This is a genomic window from Aliikangiella litoralis, assembly GCF_052495765.1.
In genome coordinates this window covers 1,266,649-1,291,794 of record NZ_CP199292.1, presented here as the reverse complement: position 1 = coordinate 1,291,794, position 25,146 = coordinate 1,266,649, and the positions used below count along the sequence as shown (strand labels likewise).

17 protein-coding genes are annotated in these 25,146 nt (G+C 37.3%); 10 read left to right on the top strand and 7 right to left on the bottom strand.

Going from position 1 to position 25,146, the window contains the following annotated elements:
- Positions 1-88: 88 nt before the first annotated feature.
- Positions 89-2,335 carry a DNA topoisomerase IV subunit A gene (parC, locus tag ACT5E3_RS05535; protein ID WP_444997314.1) on the bottom strand — a complete coding sequence of 749 codons (2,247 nt, stop codon included), beginning with the start codon at positions 2,333-2,335 and terminating at the stop codon, positions 89-91.
- A gap of 847 nt (positions 2,336-3,182) precedes the next feature.
- A complete protein-coding gene (locus tag ACT5E3_RS05530) occupies positions 3,183-5,321 on the bottom strand; it encodes a TonB-dependent receptor domain-containing protein (protein ID WP_444997313.1) in 2,139 nt (712 codons plus the stop codon).
- Between the two features lie 333 nt (positions 5,322-5,654).
- Between ACT5E3_RS05530 and ACT5E3_RS05525 the strand changes: the two genes are divergently transcribed.
- From ACT5E3_RS05525 to ACT5E3_RS05510, 4 genes are all read left to right on the top strand, one after another.
- Entirely contained in the window at positions 5,655-5,993 is a 339-nt protein-coding gene (locus ACT5E3_RS05525) for a hypothetical protein (protein WP_444997312.1), read from the top strand.
- 265 nt (positions 5,994-6,258) lie between these two features.
- Positions 6,259-7,809 carry a PepSY-associated TM helix domain-containing protein gene (locus ACT5E3_RS05520; protein WP_444997311.1) on the top strand — a complete coding sequence of 517 codons (1,551 nt, stop codon included), beginning with the start codon at positions 6,259-6,261 and terminating at the stop codon, positions 7,807-7,809.
- 44 nt (positions 7,810-7,853) lie between these two features.
- On the top strand, positions 7,854-8,957 hold the full coding sequence (locus ACT5E3_RS05515) for a heparan-alpha-glucosaminide N-acetyltransferase domain-containing protein (protein ID WP_444997310.1): 1,104 nt from the start codon (positions 7,854-7,856) through the stop codon (positions 8,955-8,957).
- A 25-nt stretch (positions 8,958-8,982) separates the two neighbouring features.
- Positions 8,983-10,104 carry a heparan-alpha-glucosaminide N-acetyltransferase domain-containing protein gene (locus tag ACT5E3_RS05510; protein ID WP_444997309.1) on the top strand — a complete coding sequence of 374 codons (1,122 nt, stop codon included), beginning with the start codon at positions 8,983-8,985 and terminating at the stop codon, positions 10,102-10,104.
- 128 nt (positions 10,105-10,232) lie between these two features.
- Here the strand turns inward: ACT5E3_RS05510 and nspC are convergent, their stop codons facing one another.
- The 5 genes from nspC to ACT5E3_RS05485 form a co-directional block, all read right to left on the bottom strand.
- Positions 10,233-11,402 (bottom strand): carboxynorspermidine decarboxylase, encoded by a 1,170-nt coding sequence (gene nspC / locus ACT5E3_RS05505; RefSeq protein WP_444997308.1) that lies wholly within the window; start codon positions 11,400-11,402, stop codon positions 10,233-10,235.
- Positions 11,403-11,497: 95 nt separating this feature from the next.
- The gene (locus tag ACT5E3_RS05500; protein WP_444997307.1) at positions 11,498-12,709 is read right to left on the bottom strand and encodes a saccharopine dehydrogenase family protein; all 1,212 of its coding nucleotides are present in this window, start codon (positions 12,707-12,709) and stop codon (positions 11,498-11,500) included.
- Between the two features lie 76 nt (positions 12,710-12,785).
- Positions 12,786-14,720 carry a biosynthetic arginine decarboxylase gene (gene speA / locus ACT5E3_RS05495; RefSeq protein WP_444997306.1) on the bottom strand — a complete coding sequence of 645 codons (1,935 nt, stop codon included), beginning with the start codon at positions 14,718-14,720 and terminating at the stop codon, positions 12,786-12,788.
- A gap of 1 nt (position 14,721) precedes the next feature.
- On the bottom strand, positions 14,722-15,078 hold the full coding sequence (locus ACT5E3_RS05490) for a DUF2218 domain-containing protein (RefSeq protein WP_444997305.1): 357 nt from the start codon (positions 15,076-15,078) through the stop codon (positions 14,722-14,724).
- 333 nt (positions 15,079-15,411) lie between these two features.
- Positions 15,412-16,095 carry a response regulator transcription factor gene (locus tag ACT5E3_RS05485; protein ID WP_444997304.1) on the bottom strand — a complete coding sequence of 228 codons (684 nt, stop codon included), beginning with the start codon at positions 16,093-16,095 and terminating at the stop codon, positions 15,412-15,414.
- 123 nt (positions 16,096-16,218) lie between these two features.
- Here ACT5E3_RS05485 and ACT5E3_RS05480 point away from each other — a divergent pair, with 123 nt between their 5' ends.
- The 6 genes from ACT5E3_RS05480 to ACT5E3_RS05455 all read left to right on the top strand — a co-directional run bounded on the left by ACT5E3_RS05480 (position 16,219) and on the right by ACT5E3_RS05455 (position 25,031).
- Positions 16,219-17,598: an MATE family efflux transporter gene (locus tag ACT5E3_RS05480; protein WP_444997303.1), complete on the top strand. Its 1,380-nt coding sequence runs from the start codon at positions 16,219-16,221 to the stop codon at positions 17,596-17,598.
- Positions 17,599-17,717: 119 nt separating this feature from the next.
- Complete coding sequence (locus ACT5E3_RS05475) at positions 17,718-19,547, top strand: IucA/IucC family protein (protein WP_444997302.1); 1,830 nt, start codon at positions 17,718-17,720, stop codon at positions 19,545-19,547.
- The gene (locus ACT5E3_RS05470; protein WP_444997301.1) at positions 19,534-21,414 is read left to right on the top strand and encodes an IucA/IucC family protein; all 1,881 of its coding nucleotides are present in this window, start codon (positions 19,534-19,536) and stop codon (positions 21,412-21,414) included. The genes ACT5E3_RS05475 and ACT5E3_RS05470 overlap by 14 nt, the downstream gene beginning before the upstream one ends.
- On the top strand, positions 21,402-22,730 hold the full coding sequence (locus ACT5E3_RS05465) for an AMP-binding protein (RefSeq protein ID WP_444997300.1): 1,329 nt from the start codon (positions 21,402-21,404) through the stop codon (positions 22,728-22,730). The genes ACT5E3_RS05470 and ACT5E3_RS05465 overlap by 13 nt, the downstream gene beginning before the upstream one ends.
- A 67-nt stretch (positions 22,731-22,797) precedes the next feature.
- Positions 22,798-24,186, top strand: coding sequence for a DUF6005 family protein (locus ACT5E3_RS05460; protein WP_444997299.1), 1,389 nt, complete (start codon positions 22,798-22,800; stop codon positions 24,184-24,186).
- Positions 24,183-25,031 (top strand): sugar phosphate isomerase/epimerase family protein, encoded by an 849-nt coding sequence (locus tag ACT5E3_RS05455; protein ID WP_444997298.1) that lies wholly within the window; start codon positions 24,183-24,185, stop codon positions 25,029-25,031. Before ACT5E3_RS05460 ends, ACT5E3_RS05455 begins: the two co-directional genes overlap by 4 nt.
- Positions 25,032-25,146: the final 115 nt, after the last annotated feature.

Below are 25,146 nucleotides of genomic sequence, written 5' to 3'. Positions count from 1 at the left end.
CTAGTAATAAATCGACCAGCCTACTTTAAATATAGTCCAACAATTCTAATTCATCCGTTTTTTTCCCATTCAAAAGCCTTAATCAAGATTAATCGGCGGTGTCTACCTCTAGAGAGTCAACTTTTTGGAAACCTCTAGGAAGCTTATTTCCTCGGCGTCCTCGCTCTCCACGGTAGTGCTCCATATCACCTGGTTTTATACGCAAATAACGCTTACCAGAGTAAACCAATAATGACTGCTCAGGACCAATAACGGTAATACAAGCCACAAACTCTTCGCGTAATTGTAATTTAGCCGCAGGAATACCAATAATTTTATTGCCTTTACCTTTTGCTAACTGAGGTAAGTCCGAAATAGGAAATATCAGCATTCGACCTTCATTAGAGACTGCAACGCACAACTGATTGTCGTAGTCATCGACCAGACAAGGATTGAGTACATTTGCTCCTTTAGGTAAGGATAACAATGCCTTACCATTTTTATTTCGAGTAATAATGTCAGAAAAATTCGCAACAAAGCCATAACCTGCATCACTAGCAAAGAGAAACGACTGTTTATCATCGCCCATCATTGCATCAATAAAAGTGGCTCCAGCAATAGGGTTTAAACGACCAGTTAATGGTTCACCTTGCCCCCGCGCAGAGGGTAATGTGTGGGCTGGTACACCATAACTTCTACCTGTTGAATCCAGAAAAACAGCGATTTGATTACTTTTTCCTTTAGCTGCTGAGCAAAAATCATCACCAGCCTTATAGTTTAATGATGCGGCATCCACATCATGTCCTTTAGCACACCTTACCCACCCCATTTTGGATAAAACAACAGTCACAGCTTCGCTTGGCATTAGATCTGACTCACTGAGCGCCTTAGCTTCTTCACGCTCAACAATTGGAGACTTGCGCTCATCACCAAATTCTTCAGCTGTTTTTTTAATTTCTTTTCTAACAAGCGTTTTCAAACGAGCTTTAGAGCTCAAAATTAATTCAAGCGATGCTTTTTCTTTGGCTAACTCATCTTGCTCGCCCTTAATTTTCATTTCTTCCAGTCGCGCTAAATGGCGTAGCTTTAGCTCCAGAATTGCTTCGGCCTGAATATCGGTTATTGAAAACCGCTTCATTAAAACAGGTTTAGGTTTATCTTCTTCTCTAATTATTTTGATCACTTCGTCAATATTCAAAAAGGCAATCAATAAACCTTCTAAAATATGTAATCGTTCATTAACCTTATTTAAACGATGTTCTAATCGCTTGCGTGTTGTTTGTGTTCTAAACTCTAACCATTCAGAAATAAACCGGACTAATCCCTTAACTTGGGGCTTGCCATCAATACCGATCACATTCATATTAATACGATAACTTTTTTCCAAGTCGGTTGTTGCAAATAAATGTTTCATTAATCCTTCTATGTCAATCCGATTCGAACGAGGAATAATCACTAAACGAGTTGGATTTTCGTGATCAGACTCATCCCTTAAATCTGCAACCATTGGCAGTTTTTTTGCCTGCATTTGTGAAGCAATTTGCTCCAACACTTTAGCTCCAGAAACTTGATGAGGAAGTGCATTAACAACAACTTCACCCTCTTCAACAACGTAGGCAGCACGCATCTTAACGCTACCTCGCCCAGTCTCATAAACCTTCTGAATATCTTTTTTAGGTGTAATGATTTCAGCATTAGTTGGAAAATCAGGTCCTGGTACATGCTCTAATACATCTGACAAAGTCGACTTAGGATTATCCAAGATATGAATACAAGCATTCGCAATTTCTTTAATGTTATGAGGAGGAATATCAGTAGCCATACCTACAGCTATCCCGGTTGTGCCATTTAGTAACAGGTTAGGTAGTCTGGCCGGTAATACTTTTGGCTCTTTTAGCGTGCCATCAAAATTAGGAGCCCAATCAACCGTTCCTAAACCGAGCTCAGACAGTAACACCGCAGCATATTTTGAAAGTCTTGACTCGGTATATCGCATAGCGGCAAAAGATTTAGGATCATCTGGTGCTCCCCAGTTTCCTTGGCCATCAACTAACGGATAACGATAAGAAAATGGTTGTGCCATTAAAACCATTGCTTCATAGCATGCACTATCCCCGTGAGGATGAAATTTACCCAAAACATCCCCAACAGTACGTGCAGATTTTTTATACTTGGCTGTCGCTTTTAAACCCAGCTCACTCATTGCATAAATAATACGTCTTTGTACCGGCTTTAACCCATCACCAATATGTGGCAATGCTCTATCCATGATGACATACATCGAATAATTCAAATATGCTTTTTCAGTAAAATCGGCAAGAGACTGCTGCTCTACGCCGTCAAAATTTAATTCCATAGTTTATCTTTTTTTATCAATAAAATTGTGTGTAAAGTACAATAGGTCAGGTTAGAAATCAAAATATTAAAACCTTGTAAGTTCTATCAAAATTTTTTACCGATTGACTCCAAACCACTTAATTGAACAATACTTGACCAAACCTGTATGCATTCAATTGAATAGCTTTGCAAACTGACTTCTTGCCAAACTGATTTCCAATAGTCGAATAAATGGGACTCAGCTATATACTCTATCGAGAATAAGAGAATAGCATAGCCCATAGCGTCTTTCTATGAGGGCTATTCTACAATTCTATGCTAAATTTTCATTCAATGTTTCTTACGCTTAAAAACAAGCAAGATAAAAAGTTCCGAGGCTTTACACTCAATAATTAATGAGGCTGCACATATACGAGCACTAAACGTTTATACCCGTACTACTTGAAGATGCTTGTTTCAGTATTCAGCTAAAAAGTTTGAACAAGGCACAAAACGCAGTGAATAACTGGTCCTTCACAAGGACTGTAATGCGGTGCAAACTTTTTAGCTGGGCACCCCGAAGGGCAAGCCAATCATACCTCTTCAAGTAGTACGAATATATAAAAAGGAGACTTCGATTTGAACAAAGCTTAATTGCAGGTAGCCTGGATATAGAAAGACGGTATTTTAGCTTTCTATTCGGTCGATTATTATAGCTAGTCGCTTCATATTTATCTGAAAGTGAAATAAAACAGCCAGATTAATAAAAATCTGGCTGTTTTAGCGATTAATGCTTAACCTTGTACCCAGAATGGACTCAATGACATCTTTTAAAATCGATTAAGCTAATGAAAAAATAGTTCATTTTTTTCAGCAAAACTAAAAAGTTAAAATTGATAAGATGCTGTTAAGCGAATATCTCGACCAGCTTCTTTAATACCAACTATCGATTCGTAGCCTGGAATGTGACCATAATCAGCTACACTGCCATGACTTCGATAAGATTCATTCAATAAATTTTGCACTGTTAAATGTAAACTAACACTTTCCGTTGGATCATATTTAACATAAACATCATGCACTTGATAACTTGGTTTATTGATTGTGTTAAGCTCTGTCACCCATCCCAGTTCAATTGAACGATGGAAAACATCAATATCGTTTAAGCTTTCAACATACTGAAAATTCCAACCAGCTTCTAATTGCTCATTAATTTCATAATTGAAAGCAACATTCCACGAATCGCCGCCAGCATTACCTAGACCACCGTATTCGTAAGCAGCTAAATCAACACCATCAATAATCCTCTCGCTATAACCTTGAGGAGCAGTCAGATCAGGCCATATAAATGGTGCATTATTTAGCTCTACATCGTTGCTACTATAGCTAACAAGCACATCAAAATTATCAGCTTGATAACCCGCAACAAGCTCAAAACCTTTAGTTTCAAGATCCCCTATGTTTTCGTAAAAAACGCCTTCTCTACCTTTAAATTTATCAAAAACAACGCCTTCAATTTCACTATTATAGGCCGAAACTTCGAAAACAAAAGTTCCATCACTATATTCTAAACCAACTTCTTTATTGATGACGTCTTCGGCTTCCAAGTTGGGATTAAAAGCTAGTTCACCAACGGTAAAACCATCAGCAACTTGTCGCCCTCTAAATGCTTCAGCATAACCGACAGAAAAATCTAAATTATCAGCAAGCGTGTAAACAAAACCTAGATTTTTGCTAACTCCATCCTGTTTTTTGATAGAAAACTCATTATTTGATGTGATTGGGTTGCCATTTCCATCAACCTCTATTACCCAACGACCTTCGCTATTTCTAATCCAATTGGCCGACTCACCAGTATGATCTAATTCATAAGTATCTTGGCGTACGCCAAAGCTCACCAGCAAATCATCAAAGACTTGCCAATGATCTTGAAGATATATGCCAGTAACAGTTCCTTCTTCTTTATAAATACCGCCAAAATCAGCATAGGAATAAGCATTAACTTCATCATCCTTACGCTCAACCCCATAAGTTAGAGAGTGAGAACCAACATCACTGGTGTTACGAATATCAAAACCAGTAGTTTCGATATTGGCAATCCATGTAAATAACTCACGGCTAAAAGAAGATTCAGTGTTATAAACCGTAGTTTCTAAATTGACCAACTCGTTAAAATACCAAACATGATTAAGCACTATCGTTTCTCGTTCACCCTCGGACTCATATAAAGGATCATCTTGCAGTGGTGCCCAGTTAGTTTGCTTAGCAAATTTACCTTCTTCTTCTCGGTGTTCATAACTCACAGTTAAATTTTGACGGTTAGTCAACTCAGCATTCAATTTAACGAACGTAAGGGATTGATTAGCCGCCGTGCCTGGAATTTCCTTACCATCACCATCTTCCATATTGTTTCGCTCAACATTAACGTATGAAGCTAAAATACCAACGTTATCACTCACTTTACCGTAAAATGAGAGGCTTTCTTTATGACCATCGTTAGTAAAATAACTCGCTTTAATGGTACCACCAAATTTTTTATCACCACCTAGTAAATCATCAGCGCTTTTCGTTTTAAAACGAATGGCACCGCCTACAGCCCCTGAACCCGCAGTTGCTTCACCAGCCCCGGCCTGAACTTCAACATTTCTTAATAATTCTGGTTCAATTGATACACGACCAATATGGTGGAATAAGGTACTCGTTTGTGGTGCACCGTCAACAGTGACATTCAACATAGTATCTTCCAAACCACGGACATAAATCTTTTGTGCAATACCTAAAGAGCCGCCAACAGTAACGGCCGGTGTTTGTCTAAAAATATCTTCCAAATCATTCGCTTGATATTTTTCCAGATCGTCCGGTGTTATTTCTGTATTTGTAGTATGACCTACAACTACAACTAACTCTGAATCAGCGCTAGGATCTACATCTATGGTCTCCTCTGCAAATGCAGGTGTTCCGGCTAAAACAGCGGAGATAATAACTGGCAACTTAGCCAGTTTATTGTTTGTATAATGGGATAACATAAATTCGCCTTAATATTGATAATAAGAATGCTTATCATTTAGGTTGCGATTATTGCTATTTTGCAATAAAAAAGCAATATTTTTATCGAACAATTTCACTGGCATGCACCACCCGTGGCAGAAATAGTATATTGCGCAGGTTCTTCTCCTAGCTCCATCTAACTCCCATTTTTTAGTGATAAACACGCTCTAACAAATAAAAAATAAGTACTTAAACTACTCATTTCTTTATGCAATATCGAACTATAGACTTGATGATATAATTGATAACGATTATCATTAAGATTATATATTAGATTTAATAGTAAAACTCTCAGGTATGAGGAACAACCATTGGCTTTTTTTGTGTTAATCCCACTTTTTTGGCTCGCAAGCGTTATGCTTTATGCCGCTAGCCCAAGACAACAAATAGCTCAACAGCATAAACAAGCAATATTGCCCGTTTCAACCGCTTGGATAAGCTTTTGTATCGTTAATATCGCTAGTTTTATCTGGTTAACATTGAATGGATGGTCAATGATTGTTGCGGCAATCGACTTATTACTGATTAATATGTTGATGCTACCCAGCAGTATTATCTTGTTAGCACATCAACCACATTGGCTGAAACACGGCACCATTTCAATAGTCGGCCTATGTATTTTGGCTCAATTAATTAGTCAGGGACAGTAGACATGTGGCACAAAACATTTGCAGGTTTATTTTCCGGGCTCATCTTCTTTCTATTTATCCCAACAGCATTGAGTCTAGCTTTCCCCAATAGTACGGCGTTAATGATAACACTGACGGTACTCGTGTTTATTCCCTGCTGGGCAGGAATAATGACCTACTGTTATGCGGCGCATTCAACTAAAACCTCTTGGTTACGTGCACTTAAATTTGCTGTACCCAGCATATTGTTATATCTCAGCGCATATTTAATGATGGGATTCCCTCAATGAATCAACAAACAAAAAGACAATTAACCAGTGCTCATAGTTGGCTTGGCCTTATTATTTCAGGTGCGTTAATGATAGTGTTTCTTTGCGGCACTCTATCATTTTTTAAAAGCAATATTCATGCTTGGGAACAATATCACCATCAAGAAAAAAAGTTGCCTGATGATATATTGTCACCAGCTGATATTACAAAAATCATTATGGATCGTAACTATAATATTCCTGCAGATCATAGAGTCTTATTATTGTTTCCAACCGATGAAAGCCCACAATACCAAGCTTTTTTTTCAACCGAAGAAAGCAATGGCACTCACAAACGCTACCGATTATATTTTGATCCTGAAACAGGAAAAGAATTAAACAATACAAGTGGTCGCTATTATCTTGCTGACTTTCTTTACAAACTACACATTGACCTGAATATACCAGGCGGTACTCAAATTGTCGGCATTATATCTCTAATATTTTTTGTTGTTGTTTTTAGCGGAATACTAATTCACTTAAAAAAACTGATTAAGTATTTTTATCAATACCGCCTAAAAAAATCCATACATACCTATCTAGATGGACACAACCTTATCGGCGTAACCTCTTTACCTTATACTTTTATGTATGCCTTAACCGGCGTTATGTTTAATTTAAGCATTCTATTTCAAGCAGGTTTTGGATATCTTGTGTTCCAAGGCGATATTGGAGAGTTATCAAAAACAAGTGGCTTCAAATCTCCAACCAATATCGAAACAAGCGGAGAGCCAATGAACTGGCAAGCAATTGATCTCACTATCGATCATGCCAACCAGCAGTTACCCGGCGCGAAAGTTTATTTAGCCAAAATTTTTGCTTTTGGAGATGAAAATGCTCAGGTAGAACTGCGCCTGGTTGACACCAATAGTGTAACAGAACGGCTAACGCTAACCTACCCGTTAGATGATTATCTTAATTTTAAACAAACTCATGTAATGGAAAATCCAGTACAAGGAGCCTATCACGTATTAAAGCAATTACATTATGGTAACTTTGGCGGAATTGCGCTGCAATTTGTTTATTTTTTCTTAGGCTTAGGCTGCTGTTATTTAATTCTTTCAGGAAATCTAATTTGGCTGAAAAAACATGCCGCTAATCGAAAGGAAAACAAACAACGCAGTTTAGCTTTTGTCCGGGCAATGACTTTATGCTTTTCAATCGGATGTATGTTGTCTGTTGCTATTTGTTTTGTTGCTACTCGCTTTTTACCAGAAACATTTGCAAGAGTTGATACTTTACCTTATTTATTTTCCACAGGTCTCATTTTCTCATTTTTTCATACATTATTATTTCGAGACAGCCGTCAAGTAATGGTTCAACAAGCCTTATTGTCAGCGATTTTATTTGCTATTTGTCCCCTATACGATCTATTACAAATTCTGCTCGGTGGAGTAACCGAAGGCTCATTATTAAATCTTATTCTTGTTAGCCTTGTTCTTTCATTAACGAGTGTTTTTTGCTTATTGTTTGCCTATCAAAACCGACAAATACAAATCAGCACAACCAGTCAACAGTTGGCTTACTAAGTAGAAAATAAACTGACGAAAAATAAAAAGAGAGCATCGAATTAATGACAACATCGGCACCTTGCATTACACCTGCAAGCGAACCGCATTTAGCTAGAATAAATGCTTTTGATCTTGCGAGAGGACTCGCGATTCTATTCATGATATTAATTCATGTGCTAGATTTCTATAGTCAGCCCAAAGTACAAGATACCTTATTCGGCGATGCCATCGAAATATTAGGCAGCTGGCCCGCAGCGCCAATATTTGTTTTTATTATGGGCGTATTTTTAACTTATTCGAGCGTTCACAATCTTGCACAAGGACTAAGTCGTGCCGCAATACTTTTTTCCCTCGGTTACTTACTTAATTTGGCCAGAGGAACCATTCCAATGTGGCTCTCGTTACAAATGGAGTTAGTTACTTATGAACAGCTTGGTGGTTATACGCCACTCACTGAATTATTGGTCGTCGATATATTTCAATATGCTGGTTTAGCTTACGCAACCTGTCTGCTTTTAAAACACTTTATTCCAAATCCTAGAGTTTGGTTAACTATCGCCATTATCATTGCTTTTGGCTCACCAATACTTTGGGATATTACTAGTGGTGTACCAGTTATTGATGAACTGTTTAAGTTATTCTGGGGACATCACGCCCAAGGCGCGGTATTCCCTTTATTCCCTTGGTTGACCTATCCAATTGTGGGTATGGCTTTTGGTCATTGGCTAAAAAACACATCCAATCAAAACAAACTTTTTAACCATTCATTTTTCGGTGGCATCAGCTTAATGATTATTGGTGCGCTGCTCACCTTAACAAATGTTGAATTTCATCTTGCTGAGATCATGCGCAGCGGCCCTGGCGCAATGATTCTAAGCACTGGATTTGTATTTGTTTGGCTTTACGCTTGTCAATTGCTAGTCAAAAAAATTGCAGCTAATCGTTTCTTTAACTTGCTGTATTTTTGGAGTAAACACGTTACTAGTCTTTATATTATTCAATGGTTATTGGTCGGCTGGGGCTTAGTAATTTTTGGCTCACAGCAACTTGATCTCAGTAGCACATTAATAGCCATGCTAACCATGCTGATTCTATCAGACTTGGGTACCCGGATATGGTCACGACTTCGTCAAACACACAGTAAAAACCAATACCAATACGCGTAATAATTAGACTTAGAGTATTAAATCAATGACTATACCCATCCAAGAAATAGCTCAACCACGCAATATCAAACCATCACGAATTTTGGCCTTCGATCTTGCTCGAGGCTTAGCAATTATGTTTATGATCGTGATTCATGTTTTAAACTTTTATGGTTCACAAGAAGTTCAACAAGGTCTTTTCGGTACAGTAATAAAATTTATATTTGGTTGGCCATCAGCATCTGTTTTTGTTTTTATTATGGGAACTTTTGTTGCCTATTCCGATAATCAAAACTTATCACTAGGATTAAAACGCGCTGCAATGTTATTTGCATTAGGTTATTTACTAAACTTAATGCGCGCTACTATCCCTACGTGGTTATCATTAAAAATGGGCTTAGTGACCTACGAACAACTTGGTCCACATACCCCGATTAACGGCTTATTGGTAGTCGATATTCTACAATGCGCTGCGCTTGCTTTTGCAATTTGTATTTTACTGAAATATTTTTTTCCTAATCCTAAAGTTTGGCTTGTTACAGCAATGGTAGTTACTTTTGGTTCACCGTTATTGTGGGATATCAGTAGTGGTATTGCTCCACTTGATCAGGTGTTAAAAATATTTTGGGGCAATAAATACCAAGGCAGCTTGTTTCCATTATTTCCTTGGCTAGCCTATCCTCTCGTGGGAATGGCATTTGGTCAGTGGATCAAACAATGTGATGATATCAACAAGGCTTTTCAACGCACATTATTAACTGGTGTGCTAGTTGTTGCTATAGGTGCCATAATCACTTTATCAAACACAGCGTTTCATGCTGCCGATAATATGCGTTCTGGACCAGGAATCATTGTTACAATGACAGGCGTAGTACTCATTTGGTTATGGCTATGTCAATTGATAATAAATAAACTAAAACCAAATTCAACTTTGAAATTACTCTTCTTTTGGAGTAAGAATGTTACAGGTATTTACGTTATCCACTTTCTATGTATTGGCTGGGGTTTAATGATCTTTGGCGCGCAACAACTTGATTTATTTGGTACCATTTTAATGATGCTTGGTGTGGGTATTATCTCTAACTTTGTTATTCAAGCTTGGTTACGCATAACACACACGCCTCTCATCAATAGTAACAGACTTATCGAAAAACAATCTGCGGCATAACTTAAGCTTGCCTTAGAATAAAAGTGTTAGATAATACACTCTCTCAGATAAATAAGGCTGTAATCATCAAATGATTACAGCCTTAAATTTTATTCCAACTTCAATGTAAAGTAACAATTAATTTTAATTTACGACAACCTATTTTTAAAATCCTGATAACCGAACTGCTTCACAATACGTATCTCATCTGTATTTGAATTCCAAATAGCAATTGCAGGTAAACCAATGCCATTAAAAGTAGTCGTTTTTACCATCGTATAATGAGACATATCATCAAACATTAGTCGTTGACCAATTTCTAATGGCTTTTCAAATGAATAATCACCAATTACATCGCCAGCTAAACAAGTTTGCCCACCCAGTCGATAAGTATGCAACAATTCATTCTCTTTTCCTGCACCAAAGACTTCCGCACGATAAGGCATTTCTAAAGTATCCGGCATATGACAAGTTGCCGATGTATCAAGTATTGCTAAATCCATAGCGTTATGGGTTAAATCTAAAACCTCGCTTACTAACACACCGGTTTGAATTGCGATTGCCTCGCCCGGCTCTAAATACACCTGCACATCATATTTAGCTTGAAAGTTTTTTATACACTCAACTAAACCTTCAACATTATAACCAGGTTTAGTAATGTGATGGCCGCCACCAAAATTGACCCATTTTAATTTTGGTAAAATATCAACAAACTCTCTTTCAATCACATCAAGTGTACGTGCTAAAGGTTCGAACGCTTGTTCACACAGGGTATGAAAATGAATCCCTGTAATACCTTCTAATGATTGCTGCTTAAACTCAGGGTAAGGAATGCCTAACCGAGAACCTGGTGCACAAGGATCGTAAATTGGCGTACTACCTTCTGAGTGCAAAGGGTTAACTCGTAAACCAAAGGCTAGTTCTTGCCGCTCTGCTTGTGCGACTTTGAGTAAAGGTTGAAATCGCTGCCACTGAGCAAATGAGTTAAATACGAGATGATCAGTGATTTTTAAAATTTCTATCAGATCTTTTTCAGTATAAGCCGCACTAAAAGTATGCACCTCACCAGCAAATTCTTCCCGTCCCAACCTGGCTTCATGCAAGCCACTGGCGCAAGTACCCTGTAGATACTGATCGATGAGTGGTGCAAGGCTGAACATAGAAAAAGCTTTTAACGCAATTAATATTTTTGCGCCTGATTGCTGTTGCACCCGTTGTAAAATACGTAGGTTATTTTCAACTGCAACCTCATCAACGACAAAACAAGGTGATGGCACTCTAGTGGGATCAAATCGTAAAAATGTTTTACTATTTATCATAATTGACAGACTAAAAAGAAGAATTGCAACCAATAAAAAAACTAAACAACTATCAGAATGCAAGGGTACATCCTGATAGTGAAATAAAGTTAACCTTACTTAAGCAAGTTAAAATCTGGATTTTCAATAACCTTCCAAGGTAAACCAAATTCATTTAAATTATCCATAAAGGCATCCGGATCATGTTGCTCCATATTCCAAACACCTGGCTTATTCCAATCACCTTCAAGGATCAATTTCGCCCCGATCATTGCAGGTACACCCGTCGTGTATGAAATTGCTTGTGATTGAACTTCTGCGTAACAGTCTTGATGATCTTTAATATTGTATAAATACACAGTTTTCTCTTGACCGTCTTTAATCCCAGTAACCACACAACCAATACAAGTTCTCCCTTTAGTACGAGGTCCTAAAGTTGATGGGTCAGGCAATAAAGCTTTCAAAAGTTGAATTGGGACAATTTGTTGTCCTTGAAATTCAATGGGCTCAATGCCTGTCATACCAACATTGCCTAATACCTCTAAATGCTTCAGATAACTATCACCAAAACTCATCCAAAATTGTGCTTTTTTCAAGCTTGGATAATGTTTTGTTAATGATTCTAATTCTTCATGATACATGCGATAAATATTGTAACTACCAACACCATCAGGACAAGTGAAACTTTGTTTGGTTGACATAGCTGGTGTTGTCACAAATTCACCATTTTCCCAATGACGACATTCAGCAGTTACTTCGCGAATATTAATTTCAGGATTAAAGTTAGTTGCAAATGGATAACCATGATCACCGCCATTAACATCAATAATATCTAACGTATGGATCTCATCAAAATAATGCTTAGCAATATAGGCAGTAAATACATTTGTGGCGCCTGGATCAAATCCTGATCCTAATAACGCAGTCAAACCCGCTTTTTCAAATTTTTCTTGATAGGCCCATTGCCAATGATATTCAAACTTGGCCGTGTCCAGTGGCTCGTAGTTTGCTGTATCCATATAATGCACGCCAGCGGCTAAACAAGCATCCATAATCGTTAAATCTTGATAAGGTAATGCCACATTAATAACAAGCTCAGGTTTTACTTGATTAAATAATGCAACCAGTTCATCAACATTGTCTGCATCTACCTGTGCAGTTGCAATAGTGCGATCATATTTTTGTTTAATTTGTTCAGCAATGGAAATGCACTTTGCTTCTGTACGACTTGCTAGTGTTATATCAGAAAATACGTGAACTAACCGCGCGCACTTATGCGCTACCACCTGGCCAACACCGCCAGCACCAATAATGATTACTTTACTCATAATTTTTACCTATAGTAATTTGCTCTTATCGTTAAGTTACTTTGTTAATCGTTTAATTATTCTTTATAGCTCTTTATCATTCTTTTTCGTAATAGGTATAACCTTGCATGCTTGCACTGAAGGTTTTAATGATTTGCTGTCTTTCTCGCGCACTAATACGACCATCGCAAACTGCTGCCTCAACTTTATTACGAAAGCGCGTTTTCATTTCATGGGGTTGATACTCAACATAACTTAAAACATCTTCGATGGTATCGCCATGAACTTCTTTGACGAATTCAAAACTGGCATCGGCACTGAGCCTTACACTCACAACATTAGTGTCACCGAATAAGTTATGTAAATCCCCTAATGTTTCCTGATAGGCGCCCACCAAAAATACACCTAAATAATATTCTTCTGCTTGATTAGTTACATGCAGTGGCAGCGTTTTCTCTATTTGTTGGTCAACCACAAACTGTTCAATTTTTCCATCACAGTCACAGGTAATGTCGGCTAATATAGCTCGCCGAGTTGGCTTTTCATTTAACCGATGAATAGGCATAATAGGAAATATTTGATCAATTGCCCAACTATCAGGTAATGATTGAAACAAACTAAAATTTCCGTAATAAATATCGGCTAAGGATTCAGTTAACCCCGTTAACTCTTCTGGAACACGCTCCATTTCGGCGAGAATATCTTTGATGCGATGTAGAACATTAAAGTAGAGCGTTTCCGATACCGAACGCATACGCAAGTCGATTTGACCACGTTTAAATAATTCACGTACTTCATCGCGATAAAATTGCACATCGTTAAAGCACTCTTGCAATCTTTGTGGCTTTAAATAACTCATGATCTCACGCATATTTTTAAGCAATTGATGCTCATTTTCTTTTGCTTCAGGCAAATCTTTAGGTTCAAATGTCACCACATCAAGAATATTAAAAAGCAAGATTGATGTGTAAGCTACAGTAGCTCGCCCTGACTCTGTCACAATGATAGGGTGTGGCAAACTCTGAGTGTCTAGCGTAGATTTAATTGTATCAACAATATCTTCGCAATATTCTGCTAAAGAGTAGTTGCGACTCTGTTCGGTATTTGACTGTTTGCCGGTATAGTCCACCGCTAAACCACCACCTAAATCAATATAATTTAAAGCCGCTCCTTCTTTGCATAAGTCAGAGTAATAACGACACGCTTCTAATACACCACCGCGTATATCATGTATATTGGGAATTTGAGAACCTAAATGACAATGCAATAACTCAAGGCAATCAAGCATTTGATGTTCTTTTAAATAATCAACTACATGAATCAGTTGACTAGACGATAAACCAAACACGCTACGCTCACCACTAGTAGCACTCCAATGACCACTAATCTGAGTAGTCATTTTTGCTCGCACTCCAATACGAGGACATATATCTAGCGCTTGACTGCGTTCGACAATAATGGGCAACTCAGTTAAAGTTTCAATAACAAAAATACATTTAAAACCAAGCTTAGTCGCTTGTAAACCTAACTCAACAAATTCTTGATCTTTATAACCATTACAAATGATTAGACTATCAAGCGCTTCCATAGTTGATAAAGCAGCAATCATTTCAGCTTTACTGCCCACTTCGAAACCATGTTGATAACGTGCACCGAACTGAGCAATTTCTTCAACAATTTGGGCCTGTTGATTCACTTTGATGGGATAAACACCTTGATATTTATTTTGGTAACCAACCTTTTCAATCGCTTGTGTAAAAGTTTCGTTAAGCTTGCAAATACTTTGGTCTAAGATATTCTCAATACGCAGCAATACAGGCATATTTAAATCTCGATCACTCAGTCCCTCAATAATTTGCATTAAGGACACAGCACTTGGCTCATTGTTAGAAGGATCTTTTACTCTGACATTACCTTGACTATCAATATCAAAATAATTATTTCCCCAATGATTAATGCCATAGACTTGATTTGCTCGTTCTATAGTCCATTGAGCGTTATTTTCCTTAGACATATCATAAACGTGAGACATATTACTTACCATTAACAATTCGTGGAATTTCACTCTCGGTGAAATTCCATTTTAAACTAGCGTCAGTTTTTTTTCCAAAACGTAAAAAATGACTTTCAATACAGTCTACAATTTCAATTAATTCCGCTTCAGAATTAGCACCACAACAAAAGTTTAGCTGGCTATTATCGTTATCCAAATGACAAACCCCCATTTCAAATTCTATATATCCGTTATTATCACTCCATTCAACATTTATTTTATGAGAAAAATGTTGACACAAACGTTTGATCATTCGACTAGCGTCAATATCAATGACTGTTGATAAGGCTAAAAATGGACTGTTAGGTTCTACTTGAAATTGATTAGTAATATTCATATTTTTTCTAACTTATAAAATTGTTAACTATCAAAATAATTTTCTGTCACCAAAAAACTTTTCCACTCTCAGCCTAATATTTATCACTTCAGCAAGCCATGTTCTGAAACACCTAAACAACGCAGATACTAATTCGGCGACGCCGCTTTAATCATTCGAATAATTAAGGCAATTATTTTTTATCTGAAGTATTAACAAGCAATGCCAACCTACAAATGAGAATGATTATCAATTATTATATTCATACAAAATGTGAAATCATACTACTTTTACAATTGTTACGATAACTCAGGGATTAAAGCAAGAAAGCGGTTCTCTTTCAGTCATTTCAAACTAAGAAAAACGATAACCTCTACCATGTACTGTGGCAAAACGACCAGCCGACATTCCGACTTCAATCAGCTTTTTTCGAATGCGACTTAAATGCATTTCAAGGCTACGATCATCACGGGAGAACTTTCGATCAAGCACTGCTTGATATAAAAATGGCTTACTAACCACTTGATTTCTATTTTCTACCAATATCCATAACAATCGAAATTGAATTGGGGTTAATGATATTTGTTCTTCTTTGTACAGAACTTGCTGTTTCGACTTGAGTAAAGTTAATTGGTCAACATCAATAACGAGTGCACATTTGTTGTCTTTTCTCAAGGTACGTTTTAATAATGCATTAACACGCAAGATAATTTCAGTCGGATTAATCGGTTTGGGTATGTAGTCATCAGCGCCTTGTTGAAAACTCTCAATACGTTTTTCTACAGTATCAAATGGCGACAAAATAATTGTCGGCGTTTGTTGCTTGATGCGAAGCTGCTGTAAAGGAGACAAGCCCTCATGTTTTGGTAATAAAGCATCGATTAAAACCAAATCAAAGTTTTCAGAATAGGCTCTCCTAGTTCCTTCAATGGCATCTTGACATTGTGTAATACTAAAACCTTGTTTTTGTAAAACATCAGCCAATTGTGTACTCACTTTAGCATCACTTTCCATTATCAAAACACGTGCCGTAGTCAAAACAACCTCTTATTAAGAGCCAACCAAAAACAAAATAATAATGATAATCAATATCATTTGCAACAAATAATGATATAATCGGAGTATTAAATTTATTGTAAGTTCATGATTTGAGATAACTTTATGTCAACACACAACCCTGCCATTTCAGGTGGCATCATTAAAACATTTTTCTATTATGTATTACCTTCAATAATCGGCTTAGTTGCAATTACTAGTGCCAATTTAGTTGATGGCTTTTTTGTCGGCAATGCTGTTGGCACTAATGCTTTAGCAGCCATTACTTTAATGATTCCTTATTTTACGCTACTGATTGCCATTGCCATCATGTTAGCAATTGGTGGTGCGGTCAGTGCTGGTAAAGCGATTGGTGAAAACGATATAAAGACAGCAAGTGCAATATTTAGTCAATCACTTATTGCTACTGTCATTATTAATATTATCTTGGCGTTAGCCAGCCTGATATTTAACGAGCTACTCTTTGAACTACTCAATATTCCAGCAGCAGTTACTAGCTTAGCGAGTGAGTATTTAGACATCATTCGCTGGGTGTTTATATTACAACTAACCACTATGGTACTGTATTATTTTGTTCGTGCCGATGGTCATCCGATATTAGCCACTTTTGCATTAGTGACTGGTGCTGTACTCAATATTCTTCTCGATGCCTGGTTTATCATCTATTTAGAACTTGGTTTAGCTGGCGCTGCTTACGCCACCGCTATTGCGCAAGTTGTGCAGTTTTTAGTATTAAGTCAATATTTTTTCAGCAAGAAAAAAACGCTCGTTTTCACATTTCAACAACACAATTGGAAACTTCTATTACGTTCAGCATACAACGGCGTATCAGAGTTTATTAACGAAATTTCTGTAGGCGTCATTTTCTTCATTCTCAATACTTTAATGATTACACGATTAGGTGTAGATGGTGTGGCCGCTTTCACTCTGGTCAATTATTTTATCTTTTTGAGCGTCATGCTTAGCTATGGTTTTGCTGACGCATTACACATTGTTGTCAGTCAAAATTTTGGAGCTAAACGTTTAAAAAGGGTTCAACTCTTTTTATCAACCGCAGTATTTAGCACAATCAGTTTAGGTATTATCATTGTTGCTCTTCTGAGCATCTGGCCTGAATCAATACTCGGTTGGTTTATTAGCGAACAAGAGAATAAAGTGTCCCAATTTAGCATGCTGTTACTGCCATTTCTATTACCGTTATTTTTAATTAATGGCACTAATATTATCTTAACCTGCTATTTAACCGCAGTCCATCAACCGAAACCATCGGCGTTAATAGCGATTAACCGCAGTTTATTATTTCCCGCGATCCTGTTAATTGCTTTTTACCATTGGCTACCCGAATGGCAATTATTACCTACAAAAATAAACGACTTCTCTTTTATTCTCGCGCTGCCTATAGCCGAGTGGTGTGCGTTTTTATTGGCCAGTTATTTTTGTTATCGGTATCGGCCTGCAAAATTGGAAATGAATCACACGGCTTAAAAATGAGTATTATCTCCTGTAGTAATAGTAACAATTGTAAACCTGATTGATAATGAGAATAAATATCATTAACATTCACCTGTTAGCTTTTACATACTATTATTCAGGAGAATATTGTCATGCCATATACCGCAAAACAACTGGCGGAGAAGGCTTCGTTTCAGGCTTTCGCTAACGCTTATCTAAAAGAGGTCGACCCCGGCGTTTGGCATACCAGCTCTAACTGGCAACAACAAACAGGCTTAACGTTTGAACAGCAAGAAGAGCATGCTCTAGAACTACAACTGACCGGAATCAATACTACCTTAGTCTTAGGCGTTTCTTATCGCTCGACTGTCGGTCGTCATGTATTTACTAAAAGTTACCGTCAATTAGACAATCAATGGAGTTGGCAACCTGTTGATTTTATCTCTGTGATCATGATGTTGATAGACAACATTTACGCTAAAGGTGGTAGCCAAGAGGTTACATCTGAGAAAAAAATCGAATTATTAAATCGCACTTTAGAAAGTATTCAAATCATGCAAGATTATCTGACACACCGTTTGGATGATCCAAGCCTTAATCACCTAGATTTTATTGCTTCTGAACAATCTTTATTATTTGGGCACTGGCTTCACCCTACCCCTAAATCGCGCCAAGGGATCCACGCTTGGCAGCATAAAAACTATGCGCCGGAACTGCGTGCCAGTTTTCAATTGCACTTTTTTGCCGTTGCAAAAACATTACTACAGCAAAATTCTTCAATTGAAGAAAGCGCAGAACAGATCATCAACCAAATGGCTGAAGTAGAAAGCCACTCTATTGATGATGATAAACAATTAGTGCCGGTGCATCCTTTACAAGCAGACTGGCTATTACATCAGGACTATATTCAGCAGTTACAACGTGACGGGTTGATCACTGATTTAGGTCTTATGGGAAAACATTTTACTCCTACATCATCAGTAAGGACTTTGTATTCTAGTGAACTCAATTACATGCTTAAACTTTCTATTCCGGTAAAAATAACCAACTCGTTACGAAAAAATATGGCCCATGAATTGGAGCCAGGTCTAAATGTAGGAAAATTATTTGCCAAAAGCCATTTTACCCAACAATTTCCACAATTTGCTTTAATAGAAGATCCCGCATATATCACAGTTAAATTAGCTAATATGCAAGAAAGCGGTTTTGAAACCATCATACGCCAAAACCCATTTGCTAGTGAAACAGCAAAACTTGAACCGACACTATCAATTGCGGCACTAGTACAAGAACCGATTATCGCAGGTACACAAGCTAAATTAACTCAGCAAGTTTTAGCCTTATCATCTGAGCTAAACATTAACCTAGAAGAAGCTGCGCTAAAATGGTTTAACAACTATTGGCACTGTGCGATTGAACCTGCAATCAGACTTTATGATAGCCAAGGTATCGCACTAGAAGCACACCAACAAAATTCACTGTTAACCATCACAAATAACTGCCCAAGTCGATATTATTATCGCGATAATCAGGGGTTTTATTTATCAGAAAAAATGCGAACACAATTGCTAGAACGAGTGCCTGAGTTAAAAAATAACTTTGATTTATTTTATGATGACAACATGATCGCCGATCGTTTTGGTTATTATTTATTGATTAATCAACTGTTTTCGGTTATCGGTCGTTTTGGTCAAGATGGACTCACTTCTGAAAGTCAATTATTACAGTTGAGTTATCGCAAGCTATGTACACTTAAATCAGAACTGCAAGGTGTCGGTGTCGGTTTTATCGATAGGCTATTTAACAATCCAAGCATACCTTTTAAAGGCAATCTGTTAACCCGCGTTGAAGATGTTGATGAGTTAGAAGCCGATCAGGAATTAGCCGTCTATACAAAAATTCGTAGTCCATTTTTCGATTTGCATCAACAAAATACAATCTGCAATAAACCAATGAATGAGGTGGCTCTTGCAACCGCTTAATCTAGAGCAATATTCAGCTCAATCATCACCTACTTCAGCAAACACTGACGAAAACTTAGCGGTTGAAAAACGAGTGATCCGTCAATTACTTGAAGCTTTATTATTTGAGCAACTCTGTGAGTTTAGCTATCGAGTTGGTTACTTCTATTTTACATTAGGCAAAACATCCTATCGCGCAGCAGGCACCATTTCTGGATTTAGTCGAGTGAGAATTGATGCCAATGATATGCGCTTTTGCCAGAAAGACGAACATCAAGAAAAAGCGGCTCAAAAGCAAAACTGGCGACCGATAGTACTGAGCAAACTCATTAACGACTTACCGACATCGGAAGTCGTAAAGCAACAACTCACAATCGAACTTGAACAGACCATTAAGTTATGTCGTTGGAATAACCAATTTTTAACACGCTTAGATAACAGACGTAACTTAACTTATAGCCAATTAGAATCGGCTATTGATGAAGGTCACCCTTATCATCCTTGTTTTAAAGCCCGAACAGGCTTTAGTGAACAAGATCATCAACTCTATGGTCCTGAAGACGGCAATCACTTCCAACTACATTGGTTAGCTATTCGTCGTCGTTATCTAAAACGTCGTTTCACTTCAGTCTCCGAACAAACATTCTGGCAACAGGAATTAGGTGAAGAGTGTTACCAGCAATTACATCAACAACTTGCGGAACAAACTTCAGATAGTACTGCATTTTCTTTAATGCCTATTCATCCCTGGCAATGGAAAAATTTGCAAAATAAACTTGCACCAGCACTTGCTAGTCAACAGTTGTTCTATCTTGGTGCGGCAGGTGATCAGTATCAGTCCAGTATTTCAGTTCGAACATTGCTTAATGTTACTCATCCAGAAAAAGCTAATATTAAACTGCCTTTGAATATCATTATTACTTCATCACTTCGTACCATTGAAAGCCATTCATTTTGTACTGCACCAGTACTATCCAATTGGCTTCAACAACTTGTAGAATCAGATAAGTATTTACAAAATAAAGTAGCTTTACTAACAGAGTATGCAGGGATAAGACCAACCAATGATGACGCGAAATCACAACCATGGATAAATGAAATTGACGGTCAGTTAGGTGTTATTTTTCGTCAAAGCATAATCAATTATTGTGATGAAAAAAGCGCCTTACCTTTTGTTGCACTTACAGTAATAGAACAAGATAACAAGCCATTTATTGCGCCTTGGGTAACCCAGTATGGTTGTCAAAGTTGGTTAAAACAATTGCTTGAAACTGTCATTATTCCAATCTGGCATTTGTTAGTTCATCATGGTATAGCTCTGGAAGCTCACGGTCAAAATATACTGCTACAACACAAACAAGGTTGGCCGGAAAAAATTATTTTACGAGACTTTCATGAAAGCCTTGAATATGTTCATGATTATTTAGCGCAACCAGAATTAGCACCTATTTTTAGCGAACTAGAAGACGATTATAATTTTGCAAAACCGAATCAATATTATTGGATGACAAGTGTTGAAGCCTTGCGTGAACTTTTAGTCGATACATTGTTCGTATTTAATTTGGCCGACCTTGCCGTATTACTTGAAAAACATTATCAATATCCTGAAGAATCTTTTTGGCAACTAGTCTATCAGTGTTTTAAAGATTACCAAAACACGGGAATTACCAGTCAACAACGTATTACTGAAATGAATATTTTTCAGCCTTACATAAAAACAGAATCACTATTAGATAAAAAGTTTCGTGGCAACCGAGAAACAGAGTTCCATCATCAAATAGAAAACCCACTGGCAAAAGCGGCTCGGCAAGACTCTGAAATAATACAAAACTCAACAGCTTTATCTTCAACACCAGCAGTAGTACGGAGAACCCCATGCTTACAATAAACGACGACTTCTACAGCAACGCAGATTTTACTCAACAACAACAATCTTATGCATCAATAGAAGTCATTAACCAGCATAAAGCTATCGCAGTATGCGTAGAAGATAGTTTTATCTGGTTAACCTTATGCTATTACTTGAAATCACAACAAATATCAGCGATGCCAATTCACCCAAGTATACCTTTGGACACGGCTAAAAGTATGGCTGAAAAAGCCGGTTGTAGTTTATTAATATACCGTGATCTATCACAGTTAATAGAACTAACGAATAACGAACACAGCAATGATCTGAGTATTGCCCAGGCAGGTCTTATTCAAATGAGTTCTGGTACCACTGGCGAGCCGAAATGTATTTTGCGTAGCTGGACTGACATCGATATTGAAATCGAAAATTATTGCCAAGCTTTTAGTGATGCCGATAGTATGACTCCGGTAGTTGCTTGTCCGATTACCCACTCTTATGGTTTGATTTGTGGGGTAATGGTTGCTTTAAAACGAGGCCAAACGCCAAAAATAATCACCAGCATTAATCCGAAATACTTGATCAAAGTGCTACAAGCTTGCCAGCAACCACTGTTATATTCCTCACCCGTTATGTTACAAGGCTTATTACGTCTTTGGCCGAAAAATAGTAAATTATTTGCTGCAATGACATCCGGCTCCACAATGTCACAACAGGTATTTGAACAAATAGCAGCACGCGTAGAGAAACTATATCAACAATATGGTTGCTCGGAAGCAGGCTGTCTTAGCATCAGTCAGCATTTACAAACCGCTAATGATTTAGGTCAATCATTGCCCCATGTTGCAATCAGCTGTAGTAGCAATAAGGAGCAACCGAGTGAAATAGTCGCCTACATTAAAACGCCTTTAGGAACAAAAATCGTTAACACCCAAGATCTTGGTTACTTAAACGCTAAAGGAAGTTTGTGCTTTCTTGCCAGATTGGATGACACCATCATAGTATCAGGTTTAAATGTCTACCCTATCGAAGTTGAAAATATTATTCTGAAACATCCTCAAGTTACCGATGCAGTAATATTTAAAATTGATGATCAATTTGCTGGCCAACGAGTTTGCTTACAATACGTTGCATCTCCAGCTATAGAACCAGGGATACTGCGTCAATGGTGCAGCAAAAAATTAGCGCCATTTCAAGTACCACAAGTATTACAACCCGTCACTGAAATAATGCGAATGGCTAATAGTAAAGTCAACCGCAAACAGTTAGCACTCAATTTTCAACAAACACGTAACGCTCAACAAACATCTCATACGAAAATGGATAAAGATAAACTAACGGCAAGTGTCGGTTAACCAGTCGATATTTGTCAGTTAACTTATTACCCCGTCAGTCAATTAACAACCGAGTTTAGAATAATCAATGCAAAAAACTGAAATTATAAACGCGATTCATAACGTATTAACGAATGAAATTAATACCGCTAACATTGCAGCTTTTCATCCACATGCAAAATTAAATGAGGATCTCTACCTTGATTCGGTATTGGTCTTACAGCTACTCATTAGCTTAGAAGTGAAGTTAGCAATTAATGTACCTGATGATGCACTCAACTTAAAAGACTTTGAAACAGTGGATAGTCTTAGTGAATTTTTATTGGGAAGAGTCAATCAAGAAAATACGGCCCAAGATGAAAACAAAAATCAAGATGTGGCTATAACTACAGAAGAAAATGAAGAATTTGAAGATATCAAAGTGCATTGCTTTGTCAGCTGCTTATGTGAATGTATTAAAGCGAATGAGTTAGTCGATCATCGACCATTTTATTTTGGTGTTTGGGATGCTTACGTTGTTGTTGATGCCAATTATTGTATCAACTATCACGCAGAAAATCTTAACCATGATTTCTTTCGTCATTGGTTTGAAAAACTCTATGGTGTTGAAGTCAAATCCTGGTATCAAGCTGAAAAAACCAAAAACGACAACATTAAAAAACTACTTTCATTACTCGATGATAAATCGGCTAGCCAAAATATTATGGTTATGCTTGATATGTTCCGTTTACCTGAGCGAGAAAATAAATTTAATCAAAACCCATTTCCACACTATGTCATGTTAGAGAATAGTTCAAATCCAGAAATGCTAATGATGTGGGATCCTGATTTTCGCTGGGAAGGAGAACAAAATAAGCAACAAGTATTACATGCTATTGAGTCAGACGCAGTAGCTGGCGGTTACTTATTTGATAGCAAAGAAATTCAGGCAAGTTCAAATCAAGCTATTCATGATTATTTTATCACTTGTTTAAACATGAATAGCAACCCCATGACAGATGCCGTACGTACTATTGTTAAAGCTCATTTAAATCCAGCGAATCAATTATCTCCTACTAATTTGACTCACGCACTTACCCAGTTACCAGTACTTGCTATTCGCAAATATGCCTATGAACATGGCTTAGCATTTTTTATGTTAGAACTAGAGTTAGATTTTGACGAATTTGAATCATGGTGCGACGTTATCGAAGAATTAGTATCAACTTATAAACAAATTCAATTTCGAGCAATGAAAATTGCGAATAACGTTAACGAAAATAACAACGACCCAACGCTATTAACAGAACTGACAACAGAAATTATGCAGCTACTTGATCAACAAGATCAACGTGAGTTGAAAATTAAATCTCGACTTAAAGCATTATTTCATCAGTGGCAACAACACATTGGTATAACAGATATTGCTAAAACTAATATTCATAGGACTGATATTAGTACAGCAGATAAGCAAACAAACTTAGAGGTGTGCACATGATTTTATCAATTTGTACTATTTCCTTTCGCCATCAACTCGTTTCAATTGAGCAGTTGGCGCAGTGGGCAAAAGTCAATCACTTTCAAGGCATTGAACTTTGGGGGGCACACGCCAAAAATTTAGCTTCACAACCTAATTTTAATCAAGAGTGGCTCGCAGGTTTTGGCTTAAAAACCACCATGTTAAGTGATTATTTACCACTGCAAGCGAGCAAAACTGAACTACATAAACAAGTAGAACTTTTGAGCCATCTGGCAAAACATTGGGGCGCAAAAAAAATAAGAACCTTCGCAGGTTCACTAGCAAGTGCTAATACATCTAAAAAAGATTTTATACAGCTATCAACTACCTTGCGTCAAGTGTGTCAATGGCTAGCGCAACATGATCTTAATTTAGTCATAGAAACACATCCCAACACCTACGCGGATACCGTTGCTTCTACCAAACAACTGATTCGAGAGGTAGCTTGTAGTAACCTCAAAATCAATTTTGATGTACTGCATGTATGGGAATCTAGAACAGAAGTAATACCCGCTTTAGAGGCATTAAAACCTCATGTAAATCACGTTCACTTAAAAAATATTAGCTCACCTGACTTACTCGATGTATTTAATCCAGCGAATGTCTATTCAGCATCAGGTTCACGAGAAGGGATAGTCCCGTTATTTGAAGGGGCAGTGGATTATCAAGCCTTTTTAAATTATGTTAATCAACATCCAGATGAGCATATTCGCAATGTTGAAGCTTCGTTAGAATGGTTTGGTAATGATTGCCAAGAAGTGTTAACAAGAGATAGATACTTAATTCAACAGTTACAACAACACAAAACGCCACTAGCGATATAATAAATTATTAATGTTTATTGAGCCTCGTTCAATATAGTCACCATTGCAACTAAAGTTTCGTCAATCAAAATGAGTGGGAGTTAGTTATTACATACTCACTCTCTTCGAAGAATAT

Coding starts and splice junctions, on each gene's coding strand:
- parC (WP_444997314.1), bottom strand. CDS start 2,335: ATGGAATTAAATTTTGACGGCGTAGAGCAGCAGTCTCTTGCCGATTTT.
- ACT5E3_RS05530 (WP_444997313.1), bottom strand. CDS start 5,321: ATGTTATCCCATTATACAAACAATAAACTGGCTAAGTTGCCAGTTATT.
- ACT5E3_RS05520 (WP_444997311.1), top strand. CDS start 6,259: ATGAATCAACAAACAAAAAGACAATTAACCAGTGCTCATAGTTGGCTT.
- ACT5E3_RS05515 (WP_444997310.1), top strand. CDS start 7,854: ATGACAACATCGGCACCTTGCATTACACCTGCAAGCGAACCGCATTTA.
- ACT5E3_RS05510 (WP_444997309.1), top strand. CDS start 8,983: ATGACTATACCCATCCAAGAAATAGCTCAACCACGCAATATCAAACCA.
- nspC (WP_444997308.1), bottom strand. CDS start 11,402: ATGATAAATAGTAAAACATTTTTACGATTTGATCCCACTAGAGTGCCA.
- ACT5E3_RS05500 (WP_444997307.1), bottom strand. CDS start 12,709: ATGAGTAAAGTAATCATTATTGGTGCTGGCGGTGTTGGCCAGGTGGTA.
- speA (WP_444997306.1), bottom strand. CDS start 14,720: ATGTCTCACGTTTATGATATGTCTAAGGAAAATAACGCTCAATGGACT.
- ACT5E3_RS05490 (WP_444997305.1), bottom strand. CDS start 15,078: ATGAATATTACTAATCAATTTCAAGTAGAACCTAACAGTCCATTTTTA.
- ACT5E3_RS05480 (WP_444997303.1), top strand. CDS start 16,219: ATGTCAACACACAACCCTGCCATTTCAGGTGGCATCATTAAAACATTT.
- ACT5E3_RS05475 (WP_444997302.1), top strand. CDS start 17,718: ATGCCATATACCGCAAAACAACTGGCGGAGAAGGCTTCGTTTCAGGCT.
- ACT5E3_RS05465 (WP_444997300.1), top strand. CDS start 21,402: ATGCTTACAATAAACGACGACTTCTACAGCAACGCAGATTTTACTCAA.
- ACT5E3_RS05460 (WP_444997299.1), top strand. CDS start 22,798: ATGCAAAAAACTGAAATTATAAACGCGATTCATAACGTATTAACGAAT.
- ACT5E3_RS05455 (WP_444997298.1), top strand. CDS start 24,183: ATGATTTTATCAATTTGTACTATTTCCTTTCGCCATCAACTCGTTTCA.